This is a genomic window from Acinetobacter sp. ANC 4204 (genome assembly GCF_002135205.1).
Lineage (GTDB): Bacteria > Pseudomonadota > Gammaproteobacteria > Pseudomonadales > Moraxellaceae > Acinetobacter.
Genome location: NZ_NEFZ01000004.1, coordinates 241011 through 253437, shown reverse-complemented (window position 1 = coordinate 253437; position 12427 = coordinate 241011). Strand labels below are relative to the sequence as shown.

At 38.4% G+C, this 12427-nt stretch carries 12 protein-coding genes; 9 read left to right on the top strand and 3 right to left on the bottom strand.

Annotated elements, in window-relative coordinates; translation table 11 throughout:
• Window positions 1-77: 77 nt before the first annotated feature.
• Window positions 78-608, bottom strand: a complete 531-nt coding sequence (locus B9T36_RS10410; protein WP_228146995.1) for a hypothetical protein — start codon at window positions 606-608, stop codon at window positions 78-80.
• Window positions 609-635: 27 nt separating this feature from the next.
• On the opposite strand from B9T36_RS10410, the gene B9T36_RS10405 reads away from it, so the two are divergent.
• The 4 genes from B9T36_RS10405 to B9T36_RS10390 all read left to right on the top strand — a co-directional run bounded on the left by B9T36_RS10405 (window position 636) and on the right by B9T36_RS10390 (window position 3965).
• A complete protein-coding gene (locus tag B9T36_RS10405; protein WP_086209420.1) occupies window positions 636-929 on the top strand; it encodes a hypothetical protein in 294 nt (97 codons plus the stop codon).
• Window positions 930-1081: 152 nt separating this feature from the next.
• Window positions 1082-3271 (top strand): TonB-dependent receptor, encoded by a 2190-nt coding sequence (locus tag B9T36_RS10400; RefSeq protein WP_086209419.1) that lies wholly within the window; start codon window positions 1082-1084, stop codon window positions 3269-3271.
• A gap of 109 nt (window positions 3272-3380) precedes the next feature.
• Window positions 3381-3662: a type II toxin-antitoxin system RelE/ParE family toxin gene (locus B9T36_RS10395; protein ID WP_086209418.1), complete on the top strand. Its 282-nt coding sequence runs from the start codon at window positions 3381-3383 to the stop codon at window positions 3660-3662.
• An 18-nt stretch (window positions 3663-3680) separates the two neighbouring features.
• Window positions 3681-3965, top strand: a complete 285-nt coding sequence (locus B9T36_RS10390) for a HigA family addiction module antitoxin (RefSeq protein ID WP_086209417.1) — start codon at window positions 3681-3683, stop codon at window positions 3963-3965.
• 40 nt (window positions 3966-4005) lie between these two features.
• On the opposite strand, the gene B9T36_RS10385 is transcribed toward B9T36_RS10390, so the two are convergent.
• Together B9T36_RS10385 and B9T36_RS10380 are read right to left on the bottom strand one after the other, a co-directional pair.
• Complete coding sequence (locus B9T36_RS10385) at window positions 4006-5112, bottom strand: ImmA/IrrE family metallo-endopeptidase (RefSeq protein ID WP_086209416.1); 1107 nt, start codon at window positions 5110-5112, stop codon at window positions 4006-4008.
• 12 nt (window positions 5113-5124) lie between these two features.
• A complete protein-coding gene (locus tag B9T36_RS10380; RefSeq protein WP_086209415.1) occupies window positions 5125-5835 on the bottom strand; it encodes a hypothetical protein in 711 nt (236 codons plus the stop codon).
• 302 nt (window positions 5836-6137) lie between these two features.
• On the opposite strand from B9T36_RS10380, the gene B9T36_RS10375 reads away from it, so the two are divergent.
• From B9T36_RS10375 to B9T36_RS10355, 5 genes are all read left to right on the top strand, one after another.
• Window positions 6138-6569, top strand: a complete 432-nt coding sequence (locus B9T36_RS10375) for a glyoxalase (RefSeq protein WP_086209414.1) — start codon at window positions 6138-6140, stop codon at window positions 6567-6569.
• 399 nt (window positions 6570-6968) lie between these two features.
• Window positions 6969-7961, top strand: coding sequence for a DUF1852 domain-containing protein (locus tag B9T36_RS10370; protein ID WP_086209413.1), 993 nt, complete (start codon window positions 6969-6971; stop codon window positions 7959-7961).
• 30 nt (window positions 7962-7991) lie between these two features.
• On the top strand, window positions 7992-9020 hold the full coding sequence (locus tag B9T36_RS10365; protein WP_086209412.1) for a methionine synthase: 1029 nt from the start codon (window positions 7992-7994) through the stop codon (window positions 9018-9020).
• A 178-nt stretch (window positions 9021-9198) separates the two neighbouring features.
• Window positions 9199-9690, top strand: coding sequence for a flavin reductase (locus B9T36_RS10360; RefSeq protein WP_086209411.1), 492 nt, complete (start codon window positions 9199-9201; stop codon window positions 9688-9690).
• A 515-nt stretch (window positions 9691-10205) separates the two neighbouring features.
• Window positions 10206-12422 (top strand): TonB-dependent siderophore receptor, encoded by a 2217-nt coding sequence (locus B9T36_RS10355; protein WP_086209410.1) that lies wholly within the window; start codon window positions 10206-10208, stop codon window positions 12420-12422.
• The last annotated feature ends 5 nt before the right edge of the window (window positions 12423-12427 follow it).

Genomic DNA, 12427 nt, shown 5'->3' with positions numbered 1-12427 from the left:
TATTTAACAAACTGGCGATTATATGAAATCAAAAGCTGATGATCCATGAAATGGAAGCATCAGCTTTATTGGCAAGACTAACGATAGCTAATCCGCTCAGGTTTAGGCGCTTCGTGACCCTCTAAATAGTGATCCGTCATCTTCACAGTTGCGTGACCAGCCAGCGCCTGTGCGTACTTCTTTCCATACTTCTGCGTGATGTTATAAATGCCTAAGGCACGTAAGTCATGTAGCGATGGTCGTTGGTTTAGCTCTAAGTGATCATACGCACCAGACAGGTCCCGATACTTTTTAAACTGCTTGGTAATGTGATCCTCTGTCACAGCAAAAGGATGTAGTTTTGCATTACGGATTTGCTCGTTAATGTGGTCTGGTCGCGTTGCAATCAGGTAAGGGCAGCGTAGTCGCATAGAATGCTCTATACACTGCAATACGACTTCGCGTAGCTCAGGATGCATATCCACTTCAATAAACACAGGTTTGTCGTAATTCAGCGATTTATGCTGAAGTATGGTCATGGTGTTGTCTTTGATGTTAATGCTTGAGCGTTCCATTACCACCAGATCGGCACAAGTGATAGTGTCGGGACTGCAATCGCATATTGGCATGATAAAAAGGGCGCCAAAAAGCATGAGGTGAAAGTTGGTGATGGAGAGCCAGTCAAAAGACTCAGGCATATTTATCAGGATGCTAAAAGCGCACAATCAGCAGCTCAAGCATCATTAGATCAATCACGCCGTGGTGAAGAACGGTTAAGTTTGAATTTACCAGATAATCCAGAAATTACGGCCGAGAAGCCACTTACTCTTGTGGGGTTTCGGGAGGGGATCACAGGAGATTGGATTATCGAGCAAGCAACTCACAGCATTGATAAATCAGTTGGATTTAAGACGAGCATTGAAGCAATGAAAAGGTTGAGTGGTGGGTAGTCTAGAGATAGCCTTAGGTAGAACAATTTGGTAGAAGCCTCATTTCGATATAAATCGTAGAAATAAAGTAAATCCAAATAAAAGTTTTTACATTAATAATATTAATGATTACTATTTGCATCAATATTAATGCTTACCATTGAGAAATTAGAATGCGCTTGTCACACTTTAGTCTTTGCCTGCTTACGGTAGCTATTTGTACCCAACTTTATGCTGAAGACACAGTAACAAATAGTACTACAACACAAAATGCTGAAGCTCAACTTCCAACGATTGTGATGACAGCAACACGTACTCCAAAAAGCATTTCTGAAATTGCTGGAACTGTGCAAACCATTTCAGCTGACGAAATTTCTCAACAGGCAGGACCAGGGCGTAAAGTTGCCGATATTTTGGCTCAACTTGTACCATCTTTAGCACCAAGCAGTGGAACCAGTAGTAATTATGGCCAAACTATGCGTGGTCGTAATGTACTGGTGATGATTGATGGCGTATCACAAACAGGTTCTCGTGATGTTGCACGTCAGCTGAATAGCATTAGCCCGAATATGATTGATCATATTGAGGTGGTTTCAGGTGCAACTAGTATCTATGGTTCTGGTGCAACAGGCGGGATTATCAATATTATTACCAAACGTGCTGACAAGTCTGAGCCTGTTAGCTTTCAGACCAAACTAGGCGTGACATCAGCCGATAATTTCCGTGGTGACAGCCTCGCTTATCAAGTTGGGCAAACGGCTTCATTTGCAAATGACAAAGTCGATGGTTTTCTTGGGATAGATTATACCAATCGTGGATCTCAATTTGATGGTAATGGGGATCGTATTTCATTAAGCCCTTGGCAAGGCAGTACGATGGATACTGACACCATTGATGTGAATGGTCGTTTAAACTTTAATTTAACTGATAATCAGAGTTTAAGTTTTGGTGCTCAGTATTATAAAGATGAGCAAGATACAGAATATGGACCAGATTATTCGTATTTACTGACCAAAACATCCCCATCTTATAAAGCGATCAAAGGTTGGAGTTTAGATAATCAGCCTTTTACAGAACGCTATGCTTTTAATACTCAGTACCAAAATCAGGATTTCTTAGGACAGGTTTTGAATGTCGAAGCATACTATCGTAATGAGAAGTCACGCTTTGTACCTTATGGTTATTCAAAAGATGGTACGAATGTTAAGCAAAGCCAGTCGAATGTGGACTATGCGGGTATTCGTACAACCTTACAGTCAGATATGAAAGTGGTAGATCGAGATCTAAAACTTACTTATGGTCTGGATTATGACTGGGAAAAAGACCATCAGTGGGCGGACTACTACACGCCAAGCAATAATGGCTTAGTCTATACCCCAACAGGCGAAAAACAAGGCTCAGGACCAGATACTGAAATTCAGAATATTGGTACCTTTATACAAGGGGACTATGCATTAACAGATCAGCTGAATATTCAAGCTGGGGTACGTTACCAATATGTTCAGGCTGATACAGATAGTTATTTAACTGCACGTACACCATATACTTTAATGGCTGCTGATTCGACAGACTCTGATAAATTCCTATTTAATTTAGGTGCGGTCTATAAATTGACGGATGCGCAGCAAATTTATGCCAACTTCTCACAAGGTTATAGCTACCCAGATGTACAACGTGTGTTACGTGATGTTGCCGCATATACCTTAACCACGTCTGGTATCGCTCCGATCACGGTGAATAGCTATGAACTAGGCTGGCGTTTAAACCAAGACACAGGTTTAAATTTGGGTTTAACAGGTTTCTATAATACCTCTGATAAAGTCGTTCAATTTAACTCAGATCGCTCTGTAAATGTTGTTGATACAGATCAGCGAGTTTATGGTGCTGAAGCAACAGTAAGTTATCCATTTATGGAGAACTACAAAGTGGGCGGTACATTAGGTTATACGCGAGGCCAGTATAAGGACGCTGCCAATAATTGGCATGAGTTAAATGCCTTTGCTGTTTCACCGATGAAAGGTACATTATTCGCGGAATGGAATACTGCTGAAGGTTATGGTGTACGTACCCAAATGTTGGCAATTAAAGGAACTGATAAAGCCTATAAAGATGACCTTGCTCTAAAAGCTGCTGGAATTACTGATGCCAATAGTGCGGCTGAGATTAAAGGCTATACCACGATGGACGTATTAGCACATTTCCCGTTAGCAAAAGGTCGAGTGGACTTTGGTGTGTACAATGTATGGGGCAAACAATATAAAACGGTATTTGCTCAACAGGCAGCAGTGACCAATGCGAATACGTTGTTAGCGATTCCTGCTGAAGGGAGAACTTTCGCATTAAGTTACACAATTAATTATTAAGAAATTGAGCGCCATGAGGCGCTTTATTTTTATATGGGGTTTCTCTCTACACATATTTTTCATAGTGGTGTATATTGTATATATACGCTATACGAATGGATGCTAAAGCTTGATTAAGAGTTTTAAACATAAAGGTCTTCAGGCTTTTTTCCAAACAGGTACAACAGCAGGTATCCAAGCAACGCATTCTTCTAAATTACGTTTGATTCTTGCGGCATTACATGCTGCATCTACAGTGAATGATTTAAGGACTCCACCCAATTGGCGATTGCATAAGCTCAGTGGAAACCTACAAGATCAATGGTCACTCACTGTAAACGGTAATTGGCGAGTAATTTTTAAATTTGAAGATGGCGATGTCTACATCGTGGATTATCTGGACTATCACTAAGGTGTAGGAGTACGAACTATGAATATGATGTTTAATGCACCACATCCTGGCGAAATGTTGCGGGAATATATAGGTGAAACCCCCGTGACTGAAGCTGCTCAAGCGCTAGGTGTTACTCGAGCAAATCTATCTCGTATTTTGAATGGTCATACAGGTATTTCAGCAGATATGGCGATTCGTTTAAGCGAGGCTTTAGAAACGTCACCAGAGTTTTGGTTGAATTTACAAATGCAGCATGACTTATGGAACGCAAGTCAGCGTCAGCGACCAGTCATAAAAAAATTGGTTCAGGATTTTGCATAAGTAGAGCGCCGTGTGGCGCTTTATTTATATAGAATTTAGATTAATCAACAAGATATAACCTGTGTTTTTTCTTCGGAGATTCAACTTTAGCTAAGGCATCAAATGTTAATTGATTAAAATCATCTTCAGATATTCCAATTTCATCAAGCATCTGATTTTTATCAAATGAAGGCTGGGACGCTAATACAGAGATAATTTTAGGTAGCATTAAGCTTTCATCACGATGAGTTTCTTCGGGCTCGTTAATGTTATAACCCAATGAATTGATCTTTATAGAGTTACTACGGTTAACCCAATCACTAACTAACCCCAGCTTGTGAGCTTTATAGTTAATGGCCTTCAAAGATGTACGCCAAATCTTTTTATACTTAATCATATTTTCTAATGAGAAATAGCGTGGAGCAGTGGAAAGGAATGCATCTGTTGGCATTAAAAATTCAGATGAAAATTGATCTGCTTCAGTTTCGAGAACACGATTATCTTTCTCAACACGAATTTTTTTGTTATGCGTATGCATAACGATATGGCCAAGTTCGTGTGCACAATCGAAGCGGGCTCTTTCGGCAGACTTAAATGTATTTAGAAATATGAAAGGGCTACCACTTTCATCATCAAAAAAAGATAGCGCATCAATTTCACGAATTTCAGTCGGTAATCTAAAGACACGGATTCCTTTTAGCTCACATAATGAAACAATATTGTTAATAGGTTGATTACCTAAAGCCCATAAACCTCTCAACTCTGACGCTAGATGATCAGCATATTTAGATTCACCCAAAAATTCAGTGATATCCAAATCAGGACGTTGAAAAGTAGGTAACTTTACTTTTTGATTCAAGTATTTGTTAATGTTGATTGCTAAAAGAGTATATGCCTCATTAGCTTTTCTATGCTGCGCTTTAATACGGGCAACAGAACGATAAAAGATTTGGTCTGTTTCATGTGGTTGTGTGTCATTACCAATGAAGAAAGACTTAGGTAAGTTTAATGCACGACATATTTCATCTTGATCATTTTCATTGATTTCTTTTTCCACGTCCAAAAGTTGCTTTACCTTAGAGATAGAGCAACTTAATTTGTCTGCGAAATCGGTATTGCTAAGGCCACGTAACTCTTTAGCAATACGTAAACGATCTTTATTAAACACATTAACCTCAGATTAAACTACAAGCTGAATATCAAAATCATCAGGTTTAATTTCATCAGATGGTTCTAATATTGGCTTAGGATCAGTTTTTACAGGAAGTGTATTATCTATCTCAAATACAATTCTGCAAGTATGGTTGCTAGGTAAAATGGAGATTTTTTCAGCTTTTGAGTTCTGTACAAAGCTAGTTGGATATGCAAATTCAAAAGGAATTGTTGGGATATCAACATTCTTGTAAGCTGGATGGGAAGCAGAAGGGAAGTATAAAATCCATGTCCGTAATTTTGTCTCATCATCATAAGCAGATTGATTCTCCTTAATATTATTTAAGGTCATTAATCCTTTTTCACAGTGTGCGGATACAACTTGGTCGGCTAGCCCCAATGCGATATTCCCGCTCATAAAGATAATTTGTATTTTCTTTGCAGTATTTTCAATTCTTGGTTGGCTGTCATTGTGAAATACCCAAGCAGGATCAGATTGTCGAAGCAGTAAGGCAATTTGTTCCCCAATTTTTCCCCATCGTGCAATAAAGCGTGCACGGTTATAGTGAGTATTTGTTCTATAGTCAGCATCACCGATCATAATTGCGTCTCTGACTAACTCGAGATCAGGTAATCCTAATTGTTTAGCTTTCTTGACTGCATCTTCACCGTTGAAAAAATCACATGGCGTGGGTTCAGAAGGTTGGATTGATTCTTCATCAAGGAGATTTAAATTCATCTTAAAAATTATCCTAAAGTAGCGAATGTCTTTTTTATAACATCTTTTGATGTTTAAAAAAAGACATTTCTATAAGTGTATGCTATCTTTAGCTACAACTTGAGAATAAGAATGTTATAGGGGAGTAGATGAGTAACTTATTCATTAACCATAAATATTGTCCTGAATACGATCCCAGCAAATGGTAGAGCCTAACAACATAGGGGGGATTTAACCGAACTCACATTTTTAATTTTATGCTTGAAAAGTAAACAATTCTAAGTATAAAAGAATAGATCACTTAAAAAAAATGAGATATTGAAATGCATCCTGTACATATACTTTTTGTTGCTGGATTTGGACCAATTACCAAAGAAGATCACGCAAGTAAATCTTTCTACCTCGACATTCTTAATCTTCCAGTTAAAGCGATGGAGGGAAATGAATCTTATATGAGTACGAATGATGGTGAGTTGGGTGGTGTAAAACATTTTGCACTTTGGCCTTTGACTCAAGCTGCGAATTCATGCTTTGGGCTAAAGGAGTGGCCAGAAGAATTCAATATTCCTCAAAGTTGGATTGAATTTGAGGTAGAAGATATTGTTACAGCTTCAGCTTATATGGTTTCTAAAGGTTACCAATTACTTGTCAATAATCGTATAGAACCTTGGGGACAATCTGTCACTCGCTTTTTAAGTCCTGAGGGTGTTTTGACAGGCTTAACGGTAACTCCATGGTTACGCTCATCTAAGTAGTTGGATTATGATTATATTCTTTTATTTATCAGTTTCTTGAAAGATAAATTCTTGCATACCGTGTGCATTCAGATGACTTTTATCGCAAAAAATAACGAAGTTCATCAGTACAAATGGCACCAGAATTGGTGGTGGAATTTTTTCTTGATGTAATAAAATTTATTAAAATGAATTTTTCTCACTTATGGGTGAGATTAAATCATTTTTATTCATGTGAAGTTTCGGGTATAAATTACACCAAGCTCTTAATGATAGACATTCTTCATCGTTAATTATTAGCCAGACTATAGATAACACTGGATAGTGGTTAACGAGAAGTGTACCAAAAGAAAATTGGACTGTTTGAAAAGAGCATGAAAGAAATTCAGGTTTTATTGCAAAAATAGGGTAAAGGTCGCCATGAGTACAGAGTTTGCATGTTCAATTAAACGCATTCGTTTTGATGAAAACTATCAACCAGCAGATAGCACACGTCTAACAACTAACTTTGCTAACTTAGCGCGTGGTGAAAGCCGTGAGCAGAACCTACGCAATACACTTCGTATGATTAATAATCGTTTCAATGCTTTAGCACAAACAGACAACCCAAATGGTGATCGCTATTCACTTGAAATTGATATCATTTCTGCCGATTTAGATATTGAAGGTAATGGTAAAGCTTTCCCGATTATTGAAATGTTGAAAAGCACAATTACGGATCATCACACCAATCAACGTATTGAGGGCATGATTGGTAATAGCTTCTCATCTTATGTACGTGACTATGATTTCAGTGTAGTGCTTAAAGAACATAATAAAGAAAACTCAACTTCGTACGCACCTGAAAATTTTGGTGATTTACATGGCAAGCTTTATCAGTACCTCGTCAACTCAGATACTTTTAAAGCAGCGTTCAATCAACAGCCTGTGATTTGCTTGAGTGTTTCAACAGCAAGAACTTATCAGCGTACAACCAATGAGCATCCTATTTTGGGTGTTGAATATAAACAGGACCAATACTCTCGTACCGATGAGTATTTCCATAAAATGGGCTTACAGGTTCGCTTCTTTATGCCGAAAGGTAGCGTTGCACCTTTAGCATTCTATTTTGCGGGTGATTTATTACGTGATTACACCGATTTTGAGCTGATCAGTGCGATTAGTACGATGGAAACGTTCCAAAAGATTTATCGTCCTGAAATTTACAATGCAAATTCATCAGCAGCACAGGTCTATCAAGCAAGTTTAGAATACCCAGATTATTCCTTAACACGAATTGTCTATGATCGTGTTGAACGTGGTCAGTTAGCGGTAAAACAAGGTAAATGGACGGAAGAAAACTTTATCAAGCCTTATCAAAACATCCTTGAGCAATGGGCTTCGAATTACACTGTAGACAGTAGCGCTGCTTAATTTACCTGAAATAGAGATAGAAGATTTAGAATGGCAATTTTATTACCAACATCAACCGCTGGCAGCTTACCGAAACCTTCTTGGCTTGCTGAGCCTGAGAAACTGTGGTCCGCATGGAAACTTGAAGGTGAAGAACTGCTTCAAGCCAAGCGCGATGCTTTAAGCTTATCGTTACATGAACAGTTGCAAGCAGGTATTGATATTGTTTCTGATGGTGAGCAAACGCGTCAGCACTTTGTGACCACTTTTATTGAACATCTTGAAGGTGTCGATTTCGAAAAACGTGAAACAATGCGAATTCGTAATCGTTACGATGCCAGTGTGCCATCTGTTGTGGGTGAAGTATCTCGTAAGCAACCTGTATTTGTTAATGATGCCAAGTTTTTACGTAGCCAAACCACACAACCAATCAAGTGGGCGTTGCCTGGCCCAATGACCATGATTGACACGTTGTATGATGGTCATTATAAGAGCCGTGAAAAATTGGCTTGGGAATTTGCCAAGATTCTGAATCAAGAAGCACTAGAGTTAGAAGCAGCAGGCGTTGACATTATCCAGTTTGATGAACCCGCATTTAATGTATTCTTTGATGAAGTGAATGACTGGGGTATTGCAACTTTAGAACGTGCGCTTGAAGGTTTGAAATGTGAAACTGCGGTACACATTTGCTACGGTTATGGTATTAAAGCCAATACTGATTGGAAGCAAACTTTAGGCAATGAATGGCGTCAATACGAAGAATCATTCCCTAAACTTCAAAAATCTAAGCTTGATATTATCTCACTTGAATGCCAAAACTCGCGTGTGCCGATGGACTTGATTGAACTGATTCGTGGTAAAAAAGTCATGGTTGGTGCGATTGATGTGGCAACCAATACGATTGAAACACCAGAAGAAGTGGCAAATACGCTACGCAAAGCACTTCAATTTGTCGATGCGGATAAACTTTATCCTTCGACTAACTGTGGTATGGCACCTTTGGCTCGTGAAGTGGCGAGAGGCAAGCTGAATGCGTTAAGTGCAGGTGCGGAAATCATCCGTAAAGAGTTATCGGCTTAGTATTAGTGGCCGAGTGATAAAAAGGGCTACTTTGATTTGTCGGATAGGTTTTTGCCTTGTTGATCAAACGGGTAGTCCTCATTTTCATTATGTCACAGTTTTAGATATAGCCGATCTGATTGAAGTACGGTATCACCAAATCTAAACAAAATGTACGGTTCAGTGTAGGAGTAAAATGATGATCGAAGCAACAGACTTTAGAAATGCGATGTCTTTATTGACCAGTGCAGTGAGTGTCGTGACCACGGCGGGTATGTCTGATCGTCATGGATTTACCGCATCAGCTGTGTGTAGTGTCACTGATACACCACCAACATTATTGGTTTGTATGAACAAAGCTTCTCGTTCACATGTACATTTTGTAGATAATAAAATTTTAACCGTGAATGTTTTAGGCGCACAGCATCAGCATATTTCTAACGTCTTTGCATCCAAAATGACTTCTGAAGAGCGTTTTAAACATGGTATTTGGACGGAGCTAGAAACAGGGGCACCTGTTTTAAAGGATGCATTGGTTAATTTTGATTGTGAGATTGATGACATTCAAGAAGTTGGGACGCATACGGTGTTTATGTGTCGTATTGTCGCTATTCAGCAAAGCCAACAGGATCAAAGCTTGGTTTATTTTAATCGTGCTTATCATCAGGTGGGACAGACAGAAAATGTTTAAACTTGGTTTTATTGTACATGCAATCAAACGATTTATTCATAAATGAAACTTCTTTTATGTTTTCTACATGAGCCTTTTCTTGTTGTTTAGGTATTTCTTAATAATAGACGGTGTGTTGAGTAATTATCATGATTGAAGTACTCATTAGCTTATTTATATAGATAATGTGTTTTTTATTTGATTGTCTAATATGTATATTTTAAAGGGAAGTTGAACTTTAGAATTGCTATTTAGATAGATATCAACGTAAAAAAATAGTACCAATACCATATTTTATTTTGTAATTATGAGAAATCTATAATTTATATCCGCATTATGGTATACATTTTCACTTTATTTTTTTTCATATAGTTGATTGAAATATATAGATAAACCGTCCTTGTAGGCGGTATTTTTATGACATCAAAAAAAGTATCATTTTTTTTATCAATCATGTGAGGTGGCATTAGCAGTTTACATCACAAATTATAATGATAATAATTATTATTCTCACAAAAGTTAACTCAATCTACATTATGAATTCACAATTTCGAATAAAGACCCTTAGCTTTGCTGTTCAATCCATCTTAATTTATGGAGGAGTAATGCATTTTGCTTGGGCAATTGAGCAGGATCAAGTCACAGATACAGCAACACTCGCGACGATTAGTTCCAAGGCAACAATCAGTGATCAAACTGAAGGAACAGGCAGTTTTAAAGCAAATAAATCAAAATCTTCATCGAAGTTAAATCTAAGTTTAAAAGAAACACCGCAGTCTGTGAGTGTTGTCACGCAGGAACAGATTGAGCAACGTAATCTTGTGAGCATTGATGATGTATTGGCTGTGACACCAGGTGTCACTGTTAGCAAACAAGATAGTGAGCGTTCAAGTTATTATGCTCGTGGTTTTTCTATTACCAACCGACAAATTGATGGCATGCCAGTGGGCGATAATAGCCCAAGGGCAGACAGTTTTTTCTTTGATCGTGTTGAGGTAATTAAAGGGGCGAGTGGCTTAACGGGTTCAACAGGGAATCCGTCAGCGACGATCAATATGGTACGTAAACGCCCAGATAAAGACTTTTCCGGGAGTGTAAGTTCAACTTATGGAAGCTGGAATAATACTCGTGTAACAGCTGATGTCTCGATTCCCTTGACTCAAGATGGCAGTGTACGTAGTAGGGTAATGGCTGCATATACGGATAAAGAATCCTATATGGATTTCTATGAGCTAAAGTCAACTGCGGCCATGGCCATTGTAGAAGCAGATTTAACCGATAATACAACCGCGTCGCTTGGATTTCAGTATCAGGACAATGACCCTAAGGGATCGACGTGGGGAACCGTTCCTTACTTTAATGCGGATGGTAGTCTTGCTCACTTGCCACGAAACTTTAGTTTAACAACAGACTGGAGTGCAATTAAGCATAAAGATGAAACTATTTTTGCAGATATTCAGCATCAATTTGACAACGGTTGGATGGTAAAAGCGGCTGCTGCACATAGTACATCGGATAATAGTTGGTTAGTTGCTTACGGCGGAAGTGGATTCCCAGATCCTTCAACAGGTAAAGGTCTGAGTATATGGACACAGGTAGCACCTTACTCAGAGAGTAAAAAACTCAATTTAGACTTATATGCAACAGGTCCTTTTCAGCTATTTGGTCGTGAACATGAGTTAATTGTAGGTTACAGTGGCTTTAAATCAGAGACGACCTCACTAAAAGTTGATCGAAAGATTGATTATCCAGCGGTGATTCAAGACTATCGTGATTGGACGGGAGATTTACCAAAGCCGACCTATGTAAAAACAGGGGCTGGGAGTAAAACCACCACTGAACTATTTGGTTATTATTCAACCCTGCGTTTAAATTTGGCCGATCCACTCAAGTTAATTCTAGGCGGTCGTTTTAATACCTATGATTATAAAACCAAGACATGGTTGATGAACCAAAAACCTGAAAAACCTCGGAGTTTTGAGCAGTTTGTTCCTTATGTAGGGTTACTTTATGATTTCAATGATCGCTACACAGCTTATGCAAGTTATACCGACATGTTTACACCTTCAAGCAAAAGGGATAGAAACGGTAATTATTTGGACCCAGAGATTGGTAGTAGTACAGAACTTGGACTTAAAGCTGAATTTTTTGATGCTCAATTATTAACAAGCGCTGCAGTATTTTGGTCATCAGTCAAAGATCTTGCCGTTACAGATGTTGAATATGACCAAGGCAAAGTTCCGAAAATAGATGATTTAGACACAGCCTATATGTCATCGGGTAAAGGATTAAAAATAAATGGTTTTGAAACGGAAGTTATTGGTAAGTTACAAGACAATTGGAATGTAAGTGCGGGTTATACCTATGTGAATAGTGTGAGTTCAGCAATATCAAACTCAACGACCACAATTCCACAAAACCAAGTTAAGTTTTTTACCAGCTATACATTGCCAGAAAATTGGTGGAATGGGGCTAATAAACTTACTGTTGGAGGCGGAGTCAATTGGCAAAGTGAAATTTTTCAAAACTGGGGAACCGCACCACAGAATGCTTATAATGGCGGAACAGTCGTACAAAAATCGTATTATTTAGCAAATGCCTTTGCGAGTTATAAGTTTAGTGATGAGTTGTCTGCAAGCTTAAATATTAATAACTTGTTTGATGAAAAATACTATCTCAATGTGGGCTTCTATAATGGCGTATATTGGGGTGAGCCAAGAAACGTAACGTTTACAGTCCGCGCAAAATTTTAAATTTT

What these genes read in the sequence shown, in the direction of transcription:
- B9T36_RS10410 (WP_228146995.1), bottom strand. Translation starts at nt 608, where the DNA reads ATGCCAATATGCGATTGCAGTCCCGACACTATCACTTGTGCCGATCTG.
- B9T36_RS10400 (WP_086209419.1), top strand. Translation starts at nt 1,082, where the DNA reads ATGCGCTTGTCACACTTTAGTCTTTGCCTGCTTACGGTAGCTATTTGT.
- B9T36_RS10390 (WP_086209417.1), top strand. Translation starts at nt 3,681, where the DNA reads ATGAATATGATGTTTAATGCACCACATCCTGGCGAAATGTTGCGGGAA.
- B9T36_RS10380 (WP_086209415.1), bottom strand. Translation starts at nt 5,835, where the DNA reads ATGAATTTAAATCTCCTTGATGAAGAATCAATCCAACCTTCTGAACCC.
- B9T36_RS10375 (WP_086209414.1), top strand. Translation starts at nt 6,138, where the DNA reads ATGCATCCTGTACATATACTTTTTGTTGCTGGATTTGGACCAATTACC.
- B9T36_RS10370 (WP_086209413.1), top strand. Translation starts at nt 6,969, where the DNA reads ATGAGTACAGAGTTTGCATGTTCAATTAAACGCATTCGTTTTGATGAA.
- B9T36_RS10365 (WP_086209412.1), top strand. Translation starts at nt 7,992, where the DNA reads ATGGCAATTTTATTACCAACATCAACCGCTGGCAGCTTACCGAAACCT.
- B9T36_RS10360 (WP_086209411.1), top strand. Translation starts at nt 9,199, where the DNA reads ATGATCGAAGCAACAGACTTTAGAAATGCGATGTCTTTATTGACCAGT.
- B9T36_RS10355 (WP_086209410.1), top strand. Translation starts at nt 10,206, where the DNA reads ATGAATTCACAATTTCGAATAAAGACCCTTAGCTTTGCTGTTCAATCC.